Raw genomic sequence first — 18111 nt, 5'->3', positions numbered from 1 at the left:
GTTCTTCAGCTCGGCAGACGCATCGCCAAGGCCTGGCTGAGGTCCGCCACCTCCACCACGTCCCCGGCCGCCGCTTTCAAGGCGTGGTACGAGTACGGATCGGCGGTGATTATGAGCCGCGCGCCGGTGTCCCTGAGCTCGGCCAGGCGCCGCACCGCCATGCCCTTGGGCACGGCCGGGGCAAGCGCGGCGGCCAGGCCCTCCGGCGCAGCCGGGTTCGCCTCGGCTTGGCTGGGGTTTGCTTCGCAGACATCGTCAAAGGCGGCGCCCAGTAGCGCGCGGGGTGAGTCCGCATCCTCCAAGTAGCGCACCTGGTAGGCGCTGTCTTGGAAGACTACCGGCCCCGGGGCCAGGTTGAACCGTAAGCGGCCCTTCTTCATGAGGCCGGCCAGGAAAGCGCCGGCCGTGGTCACCGGTCCGGGAAGGGGCGTGCCCTCCTCCCCGTACCAGGTGGTGAGAGCGTAAGCTACCTGCGGATTAAGGGTAACCACCGGCCCCGCGCCGGGCGAGCGGAACCAGTCCACCAGTTCGGCCGCGGTTTCTGTGCGCAGCGCCCGCGCCGCATCCGCCAGGCCGATGTCAGCCAGCTCAAAGCCGGTGAGCAGGCTCTTGCTCAGCCGCACCGCCACCTGCGCCGCTCGGGCAAGGGCAAAGAAGGCGCGTACCGCCTCCCAGCCCTGGGCCAAGGTCGCTGCATCGGCAAAAATGAGCACCTCTTCCCGGCCGGTGCGCGGCGCTTCCTCAGCCAGCTCGTTGCGCCGGCCGTCCACGTTCCCCCACGGGGTTCCCTCCGCCTGGGTACGGGCCGCCAGGGCCGCCACCTCCGGCAGGACAACGCCCCGGGCCACGGCTTCCGCCCGCGCGGCGCGCAGGGCGGGGGCCAAGTCCTGGCGCTCCTTGAGGTACACGCACCAGCGCCGGCAGAGGCGGCAGGAGGTGCACTGGTAAAAGAGACGGGCGGTCTCCTGGTTTAACGGCAGTTCACCGTGCAGCACAGCACGGGCGACCTGGGCCTTGCGCGAGGGATAAACGGTCGTACGGCGGTCTTCGGTAAACACCGGGCAGCTGAAGGCGCACTGGTCGTGGCAGATGGTGCAGCGCTCCAAGACTTCTGCGTGTTGCTCTAGCATGGGGCCTTCCCTCCCAGCCCCAGCACGCCCGGGTTCATGATGTCCGCGGGGTCCAGGGCGGCCTTAATCTTTCGCATCACTTCGAAACCCACCCCGTGCTCCGCCGGCATCCAGGGCGCCTTCACCCTACCGACGCCGTGGTGGTGCGAGATGGTGCCGCCCGCCGCCAAGGAGGCCTCGACGGCGGCTCTAACGCAGCGCCGGTAGTGTTCTTCGCCCTGCCGGGCGTCGCCGCCCGTGCGGGCGTAAAAGAGGACGTAGACGGAACCGCCGGTGTGGTAGAAGTGCGAGAAGTGGCAGTGGACCTCTTGCGCCAGGGGCTCCAGGGCCCGGCGCATGGCCCGCCAGACGCCCTCGAGCTTGTCCCAGGGCGCTGACACCTCGATGGCATCCGCCGCGCCCCCGGGGAGGTAGTTGGTCTCCACCAGGTGCTGGGTGCTGAGCCGCGACGCAAACCAATGCCGGCCCGGCTCCGGGCCTTTCGGGAGGCCGCCCTCGGCACGGCAGAGCTCGTCCGCCACCCGCCGCTCCAGCGCCACCAGGTCGCGCCGGCCCTCAAAAGCCAGGATGAGAAGCGCGTAGCCCTGCTCGTACCCCAGGGCGGCGATGCGCGCAGCGGCCTCGTCCGGGTCGTAAAGCCGCACCAGGGCCGGGTAGAGGCCGGTGCGCAGTATCTTGCGCACCGCGGTGAGGCCCGCGCCCGTGGTGGGAAAGGTGTAGCCTTCCCACTCCCGCGCCTCCGGCCGCGGCCAGATACGGAAGGTGGCCTGGGTGATCACGCCGAAGGCACCTTCAGAGCCGAGAAAGAGGTGCTTAAGATCCGGGCCGGTGGACTCTTTCGGGGCCTCGGGTGTCCTTAGGACCTCCCCTGTCGGCAGGACCACCTCCAACCCCACGAGCATGTCGTCGATTTTCCCGTACTTGGTAGAAAAAGTTCCGATGGCCATGGGCGCCACCCAGCCGCCTACGGTGGCCGAGTGAATGGACTGCGGGAAGTGCCCCAGGGTATAGCCGCGCCGGTTGAGTTCGTCTTCCAGGTGCTGGCCGTTGTAGCCGGCACCTGCTGTTACGGTAAGATTGGTGTCGTTTACGCTCAGGCTGGTCAGGCGCTTCAGGTCGAGCACGATCCCGCCGTGCTCCGGCACGGTGCCGCCCACAATGCCCGAGCCGCCCCCGTACGGGATCACGGGCACCCGGTGGCGCACCGCGGCCTTGACCACCGCCGCCACATCCGCGGTGCTCTCCGGCCACACCACCAGGTCCGGGAGGCAGGGGTAGGGTCCCTGCTCAAGCCACTTGAACTCGTAGGGGCAGGTGCCCCGGGCGCAGGCCAGGCGATCGGTGATCTGCGCGGAAATCTGCTCGGGTCTCAGCTTCTCCTTAAGCTCTGCCAGGACTTGTGTCAGCGTCTCAGCTGCCAGGGTCAAACTTTATCCCACCTTTTCGGCTAGTTCGCGCGCGGCGACAATATCCACTCCCGTGCCGGCGATGTCCTTCACAATGACCTGCCCGTAAGCGACTGGGGCATCCACCACCACCCGGGCCAGCTCAGCCAGGCAGGCAGGAAACAGCCGGCGGGGAATATCGGCGCTGGAGACCACCGGCAGGCGCGGCAGGATGCCGCCCCGGACGGTAACGGTGGTGGTCAGCATCCGCCGCGGCTCGCGGATCTCTTGCTCAGCATACTTCAGGCCGCGCCTGCAGCCGTAGCCGGTTATCTCGGCGCCCCCGTCTTCCACCGTGATGCGGCAGCTCCTGGGGCAGACGATACAGGTTAAAATGCGCGTGCTCATACCTACGCCCCCTCACTCCACACTTACCACAAGGTCGGCCGCTCCGGCCCGGGCCAGTTCCGACGCGGTGAGCGTAAAGCTTATCATCTCCGGCGGCCGCACCACCACCTGCAGCAGCGTCTTCACAACCTCGCCGCCGGCCCGCACCACAACCTGGGCGCGTTCTTTGCTCTCCTTTACCCGGAGGTAGAAGGCCACCCCTGCGTGGACGCGCTCCGGGTGCAGCCTCTGGGGCAAGACAAAGCTCACGTTGGCCCCCGGCTGTACGGCCAGGGCCGGCCCATCCCGCAGTTCGCCGGCGGCGTAACGTGCCGCGGACCGCCCGGCCACCTCCCCGGTGGCGCTCACGTAGTCCACCAGGTCGAACACCGCCACCGCGTTCCCGGCGGCGAACACGCCCGGCAGGCCGGTTGCCATGCTCTCGTCCACCACCGGCCCGCCCGTCACCGGGTGAAGTTCCACGCCGGCCCCGCGCGAGAGCTCGTTCTCCGGGATCAGACCCACAGACAGCACCAGGGTGTCGCAGGGGATGTAGCGTTCCGTCCCCGGCACCGGCCGCCGGTCCGGCCCCACCTGGGCCACGGTGACGCCCGTAAGGCGCTTTTCCCCGTGGATGTCCACCACCGTGTGGGAGAGATGAAGCGGAATGTTGTAGTCCTCCAGACACTGCACAATGTTGCGGGTGAGGCCCCCCGGCTGGGGCATCACCTCATAGACGCCCTCCACCTCCGCCCCTTCAAGGGTGAGGCGCCGGGCCATGATGAGGCCCACATCACCGGAGCCGAGAATCACCACCCTGCGCCCGGGCAGGATGCCTTCCATGTTGATGTAGCGCTGCACCGCGCCGGCGGTGAAGATGCCGGCCGGGCGCGTCCCGGGAAGCCAGATCTGGTTCCGGGTGCGTTCCCGGCAACCCATGGCCAGGACCACCGCGCCTGCCTGCACGGCCAGGAGTCCTGCGGCCGGGCTGGCCACGTAGAGGATCCGCTCCGGGGTGAGTTCCAGCACCATGCTGTCCGTCAACACCTGAACGTCCGTTTGGGCCAGGGCGTCAATGTAGCGCTGCATGTAGGCCGGACCGGGCAGACGCTCGCCGAACCTGAGGAGCCCGAAGCCGTCGTGTACGCACTGCTGCAGGATACCGCCCAGCTCGAAGTCCCGCTCCAACACCAGCACCCGGGGGGCACCGGCCTCCTTGGCAGCCAGGGCCGCCGCCAGGCCCGCCGGCCCGCCGCCCACGACGGCAACGTCCACGTTCATGTTTTTAATGCTCACTTTGCCGCCCCCTTTTCCAGCCGGAGGTCCTCAATGCGCCCGGCGAAAAGCTCCGAGCCCGGCCCCTTTTTGGTGACGGCCGTAACCGGTACGCCCAGTTCGCGCGCTAGAATGGCCGCCACGCGCGGCCCGCAGAAGCCGCCCTGGCAACGCCCCATGCCGGCGCGGGTACGGCGCTTCACGGCGTCCACGTTGCGCGCCGGGATGGCGCTGTGGATGGCCCGTACGATCTCCGCCTCCGTCACGTGCTCGCAGCGGCAGATAATGTGCCCGAAGCGCGGGTCTGCCGCGATGAGGGCGGCCTGCTCTTCCCGGGAGCGCTCGCGGAAAGGCACAAAGCGCTTACGGTAAGGGTTAAAGTCCGGCCGCTCGTGCAGGGGTTCGTACTCCTTCATGATCCCTACCACCATCTCCGCAATGGCGGGCGAAGAGGCGACACCCGGCGACTGAATCCCGGCCACATTGACGAAGCCGTGCACTTTCGCCGAAGGCTCGATGAAAAAGTCCTCGGTGTAGGTGGCCGGGCGATTACCGGAGAAGTAAGTGATCACCGTGTCGGTCGGGAAGTTCGGAATGAAACGGCCGTCCTTCTCGATCACCTGGCGGAGGTCTTCTGCGCTGACGGCCGTGTCTTCTTTGTCCGCCACCTCAATGGCCGACGGTCCCCAGAGCGGGTTGCCGTCCGGGGTGGTCATGGGACCGCCTCCCTTGGTGTACTCGCCCGGCACCGCCCCGATAAAGCAGGAGAGGTGTTTGCCCTCCCGCTTGTCGAAGACGATCAGCGTGCCGCGCCGGGGGTGAATGGTGAACTCCCGGGCCCCGGCCATCTCCGCCACCTTGTCCGCATAGACGCCGGCGGCGTTGATGACGTAACGGCTGCGGAAGGTACCCCGGGTGGTGACCACACCTTGAACCCGGCCTCCTTCCACCAGCACATCCGTCACCTCAGCCCCGAGGAGAAAGCGCACCCCGTTGGCCACGGCATTTTCAGCCAGGGCCAGCACCACCTGCTGCACCTCCACATAGCCGGCCGAGGGTGTCCAGAGCACAGCGATGATCTCGGGGCTCAGGTTGGGCTCCTTTTTGCGCGCTTCGTCCCCCGAGATGATTTCGATCCCAGGGACACCGTTCACCTTACCCCGCTCTAAGAACTTCTCCAGGGCCGGAAGTTCTTCTTCGCTGAATGCTGCCACCATCGAGCCCGTCTGAACGAGTTTAAAGTCCAGCTCAGCAGCCCAGCGCGGGTAAAGTTCCACACCGCGCACGTTGAGCTTGGCCTTCAAGGTGCCGGGCTTCGGCTCGTACCCGGAGTGGACCATGCCGTTGTTGGCCTTGGAAGCCCCACAGCACACATCCTCTTCTTTGTCCACCACGAGGATCCTTAAGTCATAGCGGGCCAGTTCCCGGGCGATGCCGCAACCCGTGATGCCCGCGCCCACAATGACCACATCGTACTCCTCTCCCACCTGAGCTACCCCCTAGTCTTGAGGTCGTTGATAACCCCTTTTACCCCCGGCAGGGCGCCGGCGATGTGCCCACAGCGCACCACCTGGTCCCAGGTGGCGCAGGTGCCCGAGAGGTAAACCACCCTGCCTTCAAAGCGGGCAGTTATCGCCTGAGCGGCCAGGTCCGGGTCGGCCTTAACCTGCCCCCAAAACTCCTTGAGAACATCCTCTTCCAGCGCCACGTTTCTCCCCCCGTCTTCGCTCCCAGACTGGACTGTTCTTTAAGCTGCAAGCCCGCGCCTAGATTACCTTGATGTCGTGGGCGGCAGCATAGGCGCGCATGTCGGCCGGGAAGTCGTCGTCCACGATGAAGCCCGTAAACTCCTCCAAGCGCGCGAACTGGCCGAAAGCCACCCGCCCAAACTTGGAGGAGTCCACCACCAAGTACTTCTCGCGGGCGATCTCCATCATAAGCCGATTGAGCGGCACCTCCTCCAGCACCGGGTGGGTAACACCCTTTTCCAGTGAAACCGCCGAGGCACCGATGAAGGCCTTGTCCACGCTCAAGGTAGACAAAAAACGCTCGGCGTGGCTGCCGCAAAATTCATATGAAGTGCGGCGAAACACCCCGCCGGGCAAAACCAAATTGACGTAAGGAATCTTTGCGGCCCGCACGGCGACGTTGAGGGACAGTGTCACCACCGTCAGCGCCGTCAGCTTGGGCAGATAGTCCAAAATCAACTCCACCGTGCTGCCCGCATTGAGGCCAATGGAGTCCCCTTCTTGGACCAAGGCCGCTGCTTTTTGGGCAATGAGGTTCTTCTGCTCTGTGTTGATGAGCGTTTTCTGGGTAAGGGGAAACTCCTGCAGCATCCCGTAATGCGGCAGGTGCGCCCCACCGTAGGTCACCACTACGCCGTAGTTTTTCTCCAGGTAACGGAGGTCGCGTCGAATCGTCGCCTCACCGACGTCAAACTTTTCTACCAATTCCGCTACCGTAATGGTACCGTTCTTGCTTAGAAGCTCCAGGATCCGGCGGCGCCGTTCTATCGGCAGCATGCTACCCCACCCCCTGTGCGGCGGCGCCTTTTTTGCGCCGCGCCAAGCCGTCCATTTTCTTCGAGCGAGTTCTCGCTGGACCTGCTCCCTAAGGACATCGTAGCACTTTGTTGTTCATTTTGCAATAACATATTTTAGATCTTGTGATCATTTATGGTAACATCTTATTCACTTTATGCTCGATGCAGCAATCACCGTAATAACCAGGCAAGAATAAAAGCCCGGGTTACCCCGGGCAGCGGGCGGCTGCCGCTCACCGCCGCCGCACGTACACCACCTTGCTGCGCATGAGAAAGACGTAAGCCGCCATGGCGAGCATCACATTCACCGCCGCAGCGACGATGAAAGGAGCCAGCGAACTCGTCACCAACGCCTGCCCGCCCAGCGGCCAGGAGAGCGCAGCCGCCACCACGCCGGCCAGGAAGATGGTGGCCAGCATGGCCAGCACGGGCCCACCCCGTTCGTAGGCCAGGCGCAAACAGGTCGCCCAGAGGGCCGCTTGGACGGCGGCGTAAACATGTACCAGAACACCCAGCGGGAAACCGGAAATGAGCGCACTGAGCAGCGAACCCAGTCCTGCCACCAAGGCCCCTTCACCCCAGCCGAAGGCCAAGGCCGCGAAGTAGCTCGGCGCCGCATCCAGGGTGACCGCCCCCAACGGCCCCGGCACCTTGGCCATCGCCCCCAACGCAGAAAGGACAATGAACACGATCAGCCGTGCCGCCCGCTGCACCTCGCGGGCCTCCCCCAAAACCCGCGGTACCTTCGCCCGCACCCGCGGAAGTTCCACCCTGCACACCTCCTTTTGCCCATTTCCCTTTAGAATTCCTATTCTTAGGCTGTTCCCTCTAGACCAGACCACCCCTTGGGAATATCCTCCAGAAAAACAACCGCTCTCCCAGCAGGAATACTGACATGTAGTGGTGAATATTCTTCTAGCACCAACGTTCATTGGTGAACATTTGTTCAAGGGGGTTGCTGGCATGCGCAATAAGATGTGGGCCTGGAACCTATACGCGCCGGCCGACCTGCGGTACGAAGAGGTGCCAGTGCCGGAGATCGGTCCAGGTGAAGTGTTAGTGAAGGTGCGGGCGGTCGGGGTCTGCGGCTCTGACATTTCCCGCCTCATGAAAACTGGAACCTACCACTACCCCACCATCTGCGGCCACGAGTTTGCCGGCGAGGTGGTGGCCGCAGCACCGGATGTTGCGAACTGCCGGGTCGGGGATCGGGTCACCGTGATCCCGCTGCTCCCCTGCGGCACCTGTGACTACTGCCGTCTGGGCCACTATCAGCTGTGCGAGCATTACAACTACCTTGGCTCCCGTACGGACGGTGCCTATGCCGAGTACGTGAAGGTATGGGCCGGCAATGTGCTGCCTCTCCCGAAAGGCGTCCCCTTTGAGGCCGCCGCCATGACCGACCCGGCGGCCGTGGCGCTCCATGCCATCCGCCGTCTACCCCTCCAGCCCGGGCAAAGTGTGGTGGTGCTCGGCATCGGGCCGATCGGCCTGCTGGCGCTGGAGTGGGCCAAACTCCTCGGTGCCGGTAAGGTGGTGGCCGTCGACATCTTCCCGGAAAAGCTGGCCGTGGCCAAGGACCTGGGCGCGGACTACGCGATCAACGGCCGGGAAGAAGACCCAGTGAAAAAAGTCCAGGAACTCCTTGGCGGGGCGGACCATGCCATTGAGTTCGCCGGCAATAAAATCACGCAGGACCAGGCGCTCCGCCTGCTCGCCAAACGCGGTCATGCCGTCTTCGGCGGCATCTCGCACACAGATCTGCCGCTTTCCCCCGAGGCCGTGGAACACCTCCTGCGCTACGAACTCACCCTGCACGGTTCCTGGAACTCCTCCTTCGCCAGCCTCAGCGAAAACGACTGGCGGGTGGCTCTGGAGTTTATGGACACCGGACAGCTTAAGACCGCCCCGATCATCACGCACCGCCTGCCCCTACCGGAACTAAAGGATGCCTTCCAGATGATGTACGAACGGCGCGCCTACTTCGGTAAGGTCATGTTCTTCCCCCACGGGGAAGAGAAATAAGGAAGGAGGCCTATGGGATGAGCCCGCAGCCCCCGTATGTCATCGGCATCGACTCCGGTACCCAAAGTCTGCGTTCCGGCATCTTTGACCTGGAAGGAAACCCGGTCGTCTTCGCCACCTACGAGTACCCCACCTACTTCCCTAAGCCCGGCTGGGCCGAGCAGGAGGCCGCAGATTGGTGGACCGCCACCGTAGCTACCGTGCGCGCCTGTCTGGAAAGAAGCGGGGTCAACCCCGCCGACATCATCGGCATCAGCGTCGACGGCACTTCCTCCACTGTGGTACCTGTTACAGAAGACGGCACACCGCTGCGTCGCGCCATTCTCTGGATGGACAGCCGCGCGCACCGGCAGGTGGAAACGATTGCCGCCAGTCGCCATCCGGTGCTAAAATATGTAGGTGGACAGGATGCAGTGGAATGGATGGTGCCCAAAGCGCTCTGGCTCAAGGAAAGCGAACCTGAGGTGTACCATAAGGCAGCGCGCATTGTTGAGAGCACCGACTGGCTCACCTGGAAGCTGAGCGGCAAGTGGACGGCATCGGTGTGCAACGCCACCTGTAAGTGGAACTACGTTCAATCTGAGGGTGGCTGGAATGCGGAGTTCCTGTCGGCTGTAGGACTGGACGACATCCTCGCCAAGTGGCCGCAGCGCGTCCTCTTTATGGGTGACCAGGTAGGCCGGCTCACGCCGGCGGCCGCCGCCGAGTTGGGGCTTCCCGGGGGCATAGCCGTGGGCCAGAGCGGCATCGACGCCCACGCTGCCATGTTCGGACTCAACGTGGTGCGCCCCGGCCGCTTGGCGCTCATCATCGGCTCTTCTACCGTGCACCTGGCCCTCTCCAGCGAACCCGTCTATGACCCCGGCATTTGGGGGCCGTACCCCGAGGCTGTGGTGCGCGGGGCCTGGTTGATTGAAGGCGGCCAGGTCTCCAGCGGCTCCGTGATCTCCTGGCTCAGGGAGAACTTTGCCTACCGTGAAGAGTGCGAGGCCAAGGAACAAGGGAAAAATGTCTTTGAGCTCTTGGACGCGAAAGCGGCCGCCCTGCCGCCCGGTGCCGAGGGATTGGTCATGCTGGACTATTTCCAGGGTAACCGTACCCCCCTGCGGGACCCGCTGGCCCGCGGGATGATCTGGGGCCTCAGCTTAAAGCACGGCCTGGCCCACCTGCTACGCGCGGCCTACGAAGGGACGGCCTTCGGTACGCGCCACATTCTGGACACCTTCGCCGCCTCGAACTTCCATGTGCAGGAGATTTATGCCTGCGGCGGCGGTACGAAGAGCCAGCTCTGGCTCAAGATCCACGCCGATGTGAGCGGCGTGCCGATCTACCTTACCAAGGTCGGCGAGGCCTCCACGTTAGGGACGGCCGTGTGCGCTGCTGTAGCAGCCGGTGCCTACCGGAATGTGGAAGAAGCCGCCGGTAAGATGGTCACGATAACCGATAGAATTGAACCCGACCCTGAGGCGCACGCGGCCTATGAGTTTTTCTACCGGCAGTATGTGGCCGGCTATCCGCGGATGAAGGAGCTCATGCATGAGCTGGTGCACCACGTGGAAGGAGCATAGTTGGTAAGATGCAGCTTAAAGAACTCGCTCGGATGATCGATCACACCCTGCTCAAGCCCACCGCCACGCCGGCGGCGATCCGGGCTCTCTGTCAAGAAGCCAAAGAGCACGGCTTCGGCGCTGTCTGCGTGCAGCCGTGTTATGTCAAGCTGGCCGAGGAGGAACTCAAGGAAACAGCGGTGAAGGTGGCCACCGTCATCGGCTTTCCCCTGGGGGTGACCACGAGTTTAGTCAAAGCCGCTGAGGCCGGGGAAGCCGTGGCAAACGGTGCCGACGAGCTGGACATGGTGCTGAATATCGGCGCGGTCAAGGCCGGCGGCTGGGACCGGGTGGAAAACGACATCCGCGCCGTCGTCCAGGCGGCGGGGACGGCGCTGGTAAAGGTCATCCTGGAAACGTGTTACCTTACCGACGAGGAGATCGTGCGCGCCTGTCAGGCCGCCGTAGCAGCAGGCGCCGGGTTTGTCAAGACCTCCACCGGGTTCGGCCCGGCCGGCGCCAAGCCGGAACACGTGCGGCTGATGCGGCAGACCGTGGGGCCTAACATCGGCGTGAAAGCCGCCGGCGGGATTCGGACCTTCCGCGACGCTCAGGCCATGATCGAGGCCGGAGCCACTCGCCTGGGCGCCAGCAGCGGCGTGCAAATCATCAAGGAAGCTGAGGAGGCTGGAATTCACTAAGCGATGGTGGGAACAAGGACGGAGGAGCGACTGCTCTTAGAGATCGCGCACCTTTATTACGAACAAAACCTCACCCAAAACGAGATTGCCGGTCGGCTGGGCCTTTCCCGTCCCAAGGTCTCACGTCTTCTCAAGGAGGCCCGGGAGCAAGGCCTGGTTAAAGTCCTCATCCTTGATCCCCACGCCGATCTCGCGAAACTCGAGAATGAACTGGCCGCGCGCTTTAGGCTGCGGGCGGTGCGCGTGGCCCCGGCACCCGCCCTCGACGACATGCTGATCAAACAGGCCGTCGCACAAGAGGCGGCGGCCTTCGTTCCCCGCTTTCTCACGCCGGGCGATACCATCGGCGTGTCCTGGGGCACCTCGCTGTACGAATTGGTACGTGTTTTCCCCGCCCTGCCGCTCCCGGGGAGCACGGTGGTGCAACTGAACGGTGGTGTGGACAACGCCAATACCCGCAACCACGCCGCCGATATTGTCCAAGGCCTGGCGCGGCGCCTGCAGGCGGAGGCTTACACCCTCCCCTGCCCTGACATTGTCGGGAGCCCGGAGATTCGCGCCGCCTTCATGCGGGACGACCGCCTGGCCCGCGTCCTGGAGCTCGGCCGCCGCGCCACCAAGGCGCTCGTCAGCGTGGGCGTTCCCGGTCCGGAGTCCGTTCTCGTGCAGGCCGGTTACTTCAGCGCCGCGGACATCGCCGCGCTCAAGGCCAAAGGCGCCGTAGGCGATATCTGCTCGCGTTACTTCGATATCAACGGCCGCGTGTGCGACCCGGACCTGGACGCGCGCACCATCGGGCTGTCACTCCAGGAACTGCGGCGCATCCCCTGCGTCATCGCCCTGGCCGCCGGCCTGGGCAAAGGGCAGAGTCTCCTCGGCGCTCTGCGCGGCGGCTATATCGATGTTCTCATCACCGACGCCGCCACCGCCACCGCCGCCCTCCAGGGTCAGGTATCAACTTCGCAAAGTTATTCGCAAACCTGCAACAAGCGTCTATTCCCAATAGAGAAAATCTAAACACCGCAATTAAAACCCGGCCCGGGGTACGCCATACGGCCCCCGGGTTCTACTTATTATGTCATCGGGAGACTCTTTGCCTTCGCCAGTGGTTCCCGCTTTCCGCCCAGCTCGAGCACTGCTTTCCGGTACAGGGCGCACTCCACCCGATTGCGCGCCTGGGCGCAGCCCGGTTCGCAGGGTTGATGAGGGTCGCCGTGAAAGAGATCGGCGTTGGCGTGGCATCCGCCGCCACAGAAGTACCGGGCCCGACAGGCGCGGCAGAAAGGTTTGCTGGATTGTGACCATCTGGGCGCCCACCCGTTCCCAGTCCGTCATCGCCGACGGACTAAAAAGCGAGAGTAAAAAGCAGGGCAGGCTCATCGCCTGCCCTACAGTTGCTCTTTTTCGCAGCTTTGAGAAAAACGAAGGAAAGTTTATACCTGACCCCGGTCCCAGCCGGCCCAGAACGCCTTGAGGTTGGCGTCAACGGTTTGCGGGGGGACGTTTTCGCTGACGGCCTTCTCCCAGGTGCCGGGGGCGATGCCCAGGCGCTTGGCCAGGGCACCTAAGAGGACAATGTTCTGGGTGCGGGCGTTACCGGTTTTCTCCTCGGCCAGCTTGGCGGCGTCCACCACCACCAGATCCTTTACCTTCTGCCCCAGGATGTCAAGGGCGTTGTACGGGTACTCCGCCTTGCCCAGGAGCACCGGCGCAGGCAGGATGGCCAGGTCGTTCACTACCAGGGTCCCCTCCGGCTTGAGATAGGGCAGGTAGCGCAGGGCCTCCAGCTTCTCGAAGGCCAGGATGAGGTCGGCCGTGGCCTTTTCCACCAGCGGGGAATTGACTTTGTCGCCGTAGCGAACGAAGGTCACTACGCTGCCGCCGCGCTGGGACATGCCGTGCACCTCGGACATCTTTACGTCGTAGCCTTCCTGCATGAGGACGCCGGCCAGCACACGGGTCGCGAGGATGGTGCCCTGGCCGCCGACGCCGACCAGGAGGACGTTCGTGACTTTAGCCACGCTCCCCACCCCCTGCTTTTTCGATGGCACCAAAGGCGCAGACCTGGCCGCAGACAAAGCAGCCGTTGCAGGCATTCGGATCGATGGTGACGCTCCCGTCCGGGTGGCTCACCAGGGCCGGGCAGCCGGTTCTGAGGCAGGCATGGCACTGGGTGCACTTTTCTTGGTTGATGACAGCCTTGCCCAGGTTGGGGAGCCCCTTGAGGAGGGCGCAGGCCCGGCGGCAAATGACCACGGAGGGACCGTCGAACTCCAGGGCGTGGCGCAGGGCCGTCTCCACGGCTTTAAGGTCGTAGGAGTCGACGATGGCGACGTCTTTTACGCCCATGGCGCGTACGACGTCTTCGATCTTAATCTCCTCGGTGGGTTCACCCTTGGCCGTGATGCCGGTGCCGGGGTGCGGCTGGTGGCCGGTCATGGCGGTGGTACGGTTGTCCAGCACGACGAGCACGCCGCCGCCTTTGTTAAAGACCATGTCGGCCAAGCCCGGCATGCCGCCGTGGAAGAAGGTGGAGTCGCCGATGACACCGACGGCCTTGCGGCTGAGCCCGCTCCAGGCGCTGGCCTTTTGGAAGCCATGGGCCATGCCGACGCTGGCGCCCATGCAGACGGTGGTGTCCACCGCCTCCAGCGGCGGCTGTAGGCCAAGGCCGTAGCAGCCGATGTCGCCCATCACCGGCACGCGCAGCTTCTTGAGGATGTAGAAGACAGGCCGGTGCGGGCACCCGGCGCAGAGGACAGGTGGCCGGGGCGGCACGTTGACGCCGGCCACCGGGTTAGGTGCCGGCGCGCCGCCGAAGAACTTCTGACGCAGGATGTCCGCGGAAAGCTCATACATATTGGGCACAATGTCTTTGCCCACCACAGGGATGCCCAGGGCCTTGATGTGAGTCTCGAGGAAGGGGTCGAGTTCTTCGATGACATAGAGCTTCTCGACGCCGGCCGCAAACTCGCGGATGAGTTTTTCCGGTAGCGGCCAGGTGAGGGTGAGCTTGAGGTAGGAGGCTTTGTCCCCAAAAACCTCTTTGGCATACTGGTAGCTGATGCCGCTGGTAATGATGCCGACCGCCTTATCGCCCCACTCGATGCGGCTCCACGGGAAGGTCTCGCCGAACTCGGCCAGGCGGCGCGTCCGTTCTTCCACAAAAACCCGCCGCTTCATGGCGTTGGCCGGGACCATGCAGTACTTGGCCGCATCTTTTTTGTACTCCTTGAGCGGGACCTCCTGGCGCTCGTGGCACTCGACGAGCCCCTTGGCATGGGCGATGCGGGTGGTGATCCTGAGAAGCACCGGGGTGTCGAACTCTTCGCTGATCCGGAAGGCCTCGCCCACCAGGTCCTTGGCTTCCTGGCTGTCGCTGGGCTCGAGCATGGGGATCTTGGCGAAGGGTGCGATGTTACGGTTGTCCTGCTCGTTCTGGGAGCTGTGGAGGCTCGGTTCATCGGCCGAGACGACCACCAGGCCTCCGTTAACTCCGGTGTAGGCGGCAGTAAAGAGGGGATCGGCTGCCACGTTAAGCCCCACGTGTTTCATGGACACAATGGTGCGGGCACCGGCCAGGGAAGCGCCCAGGGCAACTTCCAAGGCCACCTTCTCGTTGGGGGACCACTCGGCATAGATCTCTTTGTACGGGATGAGGTTCTCTAGAATCTCCGTACTTGGAGTCCCCGGGTAGGCCGTCGCGAACGTGGCCCCATATTCATAGGCGCCGCGGGCGATGGCCTCGTCCCCCGAAAGGAGCTTCTTCACGCTACTTCCCCCTTTCGCAGATTTTCGGCTCTGCTAACTACCGTCCTACCATCCTCCACCATAGATTTCGCCAATTGCGACCCGATTCCTCTTTGTGAATAAGAAAACAGGGGAGGGTTCCTCCCCTGCTTCCTAATTATAGCCTACTTCTTTTTCGTGGCCACCACACCCAGGGCGATGGAAAGGAGTTTTGTTTCATGCGGATCGGCCCGCGACACCAGCACTACCGGCGTCCTGGCACCGACGATGATGCCCGCCGACTTGCCGTGGCCGAAGTAGGTCATGGCCTTGCCTAAAAGGTTCCCGGCTTCAATATCGGGAACCAGGAGAATGTCGGCCTGCCCGGCCACCGGGCTCTTGATACCCTTGTGGGCCGCCGCCTCGGTGCTGATGGCGTTGTCCAGGGCGAGCGGGCCGTCGATAAGGCAGTCCTTGATCTGCCCGCGCGCACCCATCTGCGCCAGGGCTGCCGCATCCAGGGTGGCCGGCATGTCCGGGTTGACCACCTCAACGGCCGCCAAGGCCGCCACCTTAGGCCGGACAATGCCGAGGGCGTGGGCCGTTTCCACGGCATTGGCCACGATGTCGGCCTTCTGCTTCAGGTCCGGCGCCGGGTTCATGCCGCCGTCAGTGAGGAAAAAGAGGTGGTCGTAGCCAGGCAGTTCGTAAATCATCACGTGGCTGAGAATACGGCCCGTTCTGAGGCCCACTTCTTTATCTAACACCGCGCGCAGGATGTCAGCGGTGGACATGAGCCCCTTCATCACCAGGTCGGCCTGTCCGGAGCTCACCAGCTCCACCGCTCGGCGGGCGCAGCCGGCTACCCCGGGCTCGTTGTATACCGCAACACCGCTCAGGTCAAAGCCCACCTCTTGCGCCCGGACACGGATCTTATCTTCCTGACCGACAAGAAGCGGGGTGGCGATCCCTTGCTCCCGTGCTGCCTTGACCGCCAAAAGGACCTCATCGTCCTCCGCTGCCGCCACCGCCAAGCGCAGCGGACCGTACTCCCTGGCCCTCGCTAAGAGTTCAGCCAGGCTTTTGGTCACGCCTTCTTACCCCCTCCTTCTTTTTTCGTAAACGTACCCTTTTCGCCGCATTCCGGGCACTTCTGGGGTTTGCAGCGCCCCTCTTTCTCAAAGCCGCACTTACTGCACTGCCAGACAGCCATACAGTTCACCTCCTGAGAAGCATTTCGACAATGCCCACTTTTTTCCTTCCAGGCTTAGGCAAAAAGCGCGCCCAGAAGCCAAGCGCCCAACGCCGACAGCCTCATCTCTCCTAACGCCAAGCGCCCAACGCCGACAGCCAATAACTTAGGGAGGTACAGCGTACCTCCCGCAGCCACTACTTGTTATCCGCCAGTGCCCTTTCGGCCCGCTCGATCGCCAGCCGGACCAGGTTGCCGCAGTTGCGCGATGACACCTCGCCCCAGTAGCCGTCACGGACCGCATCGGCCACCCCGAGCTCTTCGGCTAACTCGTACTTGAGTCGTTCGGACATGACCCCGCGACCTCGCCTACTCATTAGCCTCACTCCTTAAGACTAAAGTAGCGGCAAAGTTAGTTTTTCCGGAACCTCCTTCCACCATTCCAGTGAACAGCTGGTGTCCCTGCTGGCTTCTGCCAGACCGGGCACTCACTCAGGCCGCACCTCACCTGCCCCGCCGCCGGCAGCGGGCCGCGGCCCCGGTTTCGGGCACTGACGCCCGCTGTGGCTTTCAATATAGTAATGATCTTTGTAAATGAGTTGCGAGACGGGGACAATCTGGTAACCATCGGCCTGCAGTTTTGCAATGATGCCGGGAAGAGCTTCGGGGGTATGCACGGCGTTGTTGTGGAAAAGGACGATGGATCCTGGTTTCACCTGCTCCAGCACGCGTCCGGCGATCTCGGCGGCAGAAAGGTCCTGCCAGTCGAGTGAGTCCACATCCCACTGAATGGTAAACATCCCCAGGTCCTCTACAGTGCGAATGAGGGTATTGTTGTACTCGCCAAAGGGCGGGCGAAAGAGCAGCGGGTCCTGCCCGGTGAGGTCTTTGATGCGCTTGTTGGTGGCCGTAAGCTCTTCACGGATCTGAGCCTGGCTTAACGCCGCCATGTGCGGGTGGGTGGCCGAGTGGTTGCCGATTTCGTGGCCGGCGGCGGCAATTTTCTTCGTCATCTCCGGATATTTCTCCATCCAAAAGTCCACCAAAAAGAAGGTCGTTTTGACCTTGTACTTTTCCAGGATGCGCAGTAGTTCCTCCGTCTTGTCCGCCCCCCAGGCGGCGTCAAAGGAGATGGCCACCTTTTTGGCCGGGGTCTCCACCGAGTAAATGGGGACCAGGCGGTCGGCGGGGGCTAGAACAGGAAGGAGCCGGGTTATCGATTCGGCCACACCTAGGCCAAGTCCTAAACTTATGATCACCGCGCCGATAATGACGCGCGGCCAGGGAAAATACAGTACCTTCATGCACCTCCCCCCTCCCTTCATCCTATGGCCTTTTCAGCGGGCATAGAACTCTCCCTCGCGGCAGCCGGGAAGTGCACCAGACTCCGCGGCGGGCCTTGACACGCCCCGTGGCTTCAGCGGAGGCTGGAAAACAAAAAAGAGGGTGCTTTTTAAACACCCTCTGCCCATTCATTCTCAGGCCGTCTCTGCCCCGGCCCGGCCCCGCCGGCCGTGCGGTAAGCAGATGTCTAGAAGATCCAACAGCTCGTCCAGCAGGAAGTCCGGCTTTTCTGCCAGGAGCAGTTCGCGCGGCAGGGCGCTCCAGAGCGCCGCGGCCGTACGGCTGCCAGCCGCCCGCGCACACGCCAGGTCCATGGGGCTGTCACCCACCATGAGCGCGCCGTGCGGGCGCGCACCGAGCAGCTCCAATGCTTTCAGCACCGGTTCCGGCTCCGGCTTGTGCCGCACTGTGTCTTCGGGCGTGATGACGGCGTCCATGTACGCATCCAGGCCAAAAAGCTTGAGCCCCCTGAGGGCCAGCCCGCGCCGTTTAGAGGTGACCAGCGCCAGGGAAAGCCCCGCTTCTTTCAAAGCCGCGAGCGTTTCCTTGGCACCCGGGATAAGGGTGGTAGTGGCGTCGTGCCGGGATTCGTTGTAGCTGCGGTAGGTGGCAAGCATCTCCTCCGCCTTCTCCGCTGAGAAGTGGCGTAGGCCCTCGATGAGCGGCATGCCAAAGGTTGGCACGATTTCGGCAGCCGGAACCTCGCGCCCGAGATGCAGCCTCAGCGTATACTGGAACGACTCGATCACGAGCCGGTTGGTATCGATAAGGGTACCATCCAGATCAAACAGCACAGCATGGATGTCAGGCACGGCTCTCCCCCCGGCGCCCGGGCTCCGCCCGGCGGTGAT

At 63.7% G+C, this 18111-nt stretch carries 19 protein-coding genes; 4 read left to right on the top strand and 15 right to left on the bottom strand.

Annotated features, from left to right (window positions below; all coding sequences use genetic code 11):
* Positions 1–5: 5 nt before the first annotated feature.
* The 8 genes from K5554_RS07210 to K5554_RS07175 form a co-directional block, all read right to left on the bottom strand.
* A complete protein-coding gene (locus K5554_RS07210) occupies positions 6–1130 on the bottom strand; it encodes a (Fe-S)-binding protein (protein WP_221037840.1) in 1125 nt (374 codons plus the stop codon).
* The gene (locus K5554_RS07205) at positions 1124–2557 is read right to left on the bottom strand and encodes an FAD-binding oxidoreductase (protein WP_221037839.1); all 1434 of its coding nucleotides are present in this window, start codon (positions 2555–2557) and stop codon (positions 1124–1126) included. The genes K5554_RS07210 and K5554_RS07205 overlap by 7 nt, the downstream gene beginning before the upstream one ends.
* Positions 2558–2560: 3 nt before the next feature.
* Positions 2561–2923, bottom strand: coding sequence for a DUF1667 domain-containing protein (locus tag K5554_RS07200; RefSeq protein ID WP_221037838.1), 363 nt, complete (start codon positions 2921–2923; stop codon positions 2561–2563).
* A 12-nt stretch (positions 2924–2935) separates the two neighbouring features.
* Entirely contained in the window at positions 2936–4183 is a 1248-nt protein-coding gene (locus K5554_RS07195; protein WP_221040545.1) for an FAD-dependent oxidoreductase, read from the bottom strand.
* 11 nt (positions 4184–4194) lie between these two features.
* Positions 4195–5664, bottom strand: coding sequence for an NAD(P)/FAD-dependent oxidoreductase (locus tag K5554_RS07190; RefSeq protein ID WP_221037837.1), 1470 nt, complete (start codon positions 5662–5664; stop codon positions 4195–4197).
* A 5-nt stretch (positions 5665–5669) separates the two neighbouring features.
* Complete coding sequence (locus K5554_RS07185) at positions 5670–5885, bottom strand: BON domain-containing protein (RefSeq protein WP_221037836.1); 216 nt, start codon at positions 5883–5885, stop codon at positions 5670–5672.
* A gap of 58 nt (positions 5886–5943) precedes the next feature.
* Entirely contained in the window at positions 5944–6702 is a 759-nt protein-coding gene (locus K5554_RS07180) for a DeoR/GlpR family DNA-binding transcription regulator (RefSeq protein ID WP_221037835.1), read from the bottom strand.
* Positions 6703–6955: 253 nt separating this feature from the next.
* Positions 6956–7492, bottom strand: coding sequence for an ECF transporter S component (locus K5554_RS07175; RefSeq protein ID WP_221037834.1), 537 nt, complete (start codon positions 7490–7492; stop codon positions 6956–6958).
* Positions 7493–7685: 193 nt separating this feature from the next.
* On the opposite strand from K5554_RS07175, the gene K5554_RS07170 reads away from it, so the two are divergent.
* Genes K5554_RS07170 through K5554_RS07155 form a run of 4 tightly spaced genes read left to right on the top strand, consistent with a single transcriptional unit; the run spans position 7686 to position 12012 of the window.
* Positions 7686–8747, top strand: coding sequence for a galactitol-1-phosphate 5-dehydrogenase (locus tag K5554_RS07170; protein ID WP_221040457.1), 1062 nt, complete (start codon positions 7686–7688; stop codon positions 8745–8747).
* Positions 8748–8764: 17 nt separating this feature from the next.
* Positions 8765–10315 (top strand): ribulokinase, encoded by a 1551-nt coding sequence (locus K5554_RS07165; RefSeq protein WP_221040456.1) that lies wholly within the window; start codon positions 8765–8767, stop codon positions 10313–10315.
* An 8-nt stretch (positions 10316–10323) separates the two neighbouring features.
* A complete protein-coding gene (gene deoC, locus K5554_RS07160) occupies positions 10324–10995 on the top strand; it encodes a deoxyribose-phosphate aldolase (RefSeq protein ID WP_221040455.1) in 672 nt (223 codons plus the stop codon).
* Positions 10996–10998: 3 nt separating this feature from the next.
* Positions 10999–12012, top strand: coding sequence for a sugar-binding transcriptional regulator (locus K5554_RS07155; protein WP_221040454.1), 1014 nt, complete (start codon positions 10999–11001; stop codon positions 12010–12012).
* A gap of 416 nt (positions 12013–12428) precedes the next feature.
* On the opposite strand, the gene K5554_RS07150 is transcribed toward K5554_RS07155, so the two are convergent.
* The 7 genes from K5554_RS07150 to ppaX form a co-directional block, all read right to left on the bottom strand.
* The gene (locus K5554_RS07150; protein ID WP_221040453.1) at positions 12429–13016 is read right to left on the bottom strand and encodes an indolepyruvate oxidoreductase subunit beta; all 588 of its coding nucleotides are present in this window, start codon (positions 13014–13016) and stop codon (positions 12429–12431) included.
* A complete protein-coding gene (gene iorA / locus K5554_RS07145) occupies positions 13009–14766 on the bottom strand; it encodes an indolepyruvate ferredoxin oxidoreductase subunit alpha (RefSeq protein ID WP_221040452.1) in 1758 nt (585 codons plus the stop codon). Before iorA ends, K5554_RS07150 begins: the two co-directional genes overlap by 8 nt.
* Positions 14767–14909: 143 nt before the next feature.
* A complete protein-coding gene (locus K5554_RS07140) occupies positions 14910–15815 on the bottom strand; it encodes a phosphate butyryltransferase (RefSeq protein ID WP_221040451.1) in 906 nt (301 codons plus the stop codon).
* Positions 15812–15937, bottom strand: coding sequence for an RCKP-type rubredoxin-like domain-containing protein (locus K5554_RS07135; RefSeq protein WP_221040450.1), 126 nt, complete (start codon positions 15935–15937; stop codon positions 15812–15814). Before K5554_RS07135 ends, K5554_RS07140 begins: the two co-directional genes overlap by 4 nt.
* Positions 15938–16113: 176 nt before the next feature.
* Positions 16114–16293, bottom strand: coding sequence for a small, acid-soluble spore protein, alpha/beta type (locus tag K5554_RS07130; protein ID WP_221040449.1), 180 nt, complete (start codon positions 16291–16293; stop codon positions 16114–16116).
* A gap of 111 nt (positions 16294–16404) precedes the next feature.
* Positions 16405–17220: a polysaccharide deacetylase family protein gene (locus K5554_RS07125; RefSeq protein WP_221040448.1), complete on the bottom strand. Its 816-nt coding sequence runs from the start codon at positions 17218–17220 to the stop codon at positions 16405–16407.
* 174 nt (positions 17221–17394) lie between these two features.
* Positions 17395–18072, bottom strand: coding sequence for a pyrophosphatase PpaX (gene ppaX / locus K5554_RS07120; RefSeq protein ID WP_255565554.1), 678 nt, complete (start codon positions 18070–18072; stop codon positions 17395–17397).
* Positions 18073–18111 lie beyond the last annotated feature (39 nt).

Origin of the sequence: Gelria sp. Kuro-4, assembly GCF_019668485.1 — a bacterium.
GTDB lineage: Bacteria > Bacillota > DTU030 > DUMP01 > DUMP01 > DUMP01.
The sequence above is the reverse complement of the archived record's forward strand: the minus strand, read 5'-3'. Positions and strand labels throughout refer to the sequence as shown.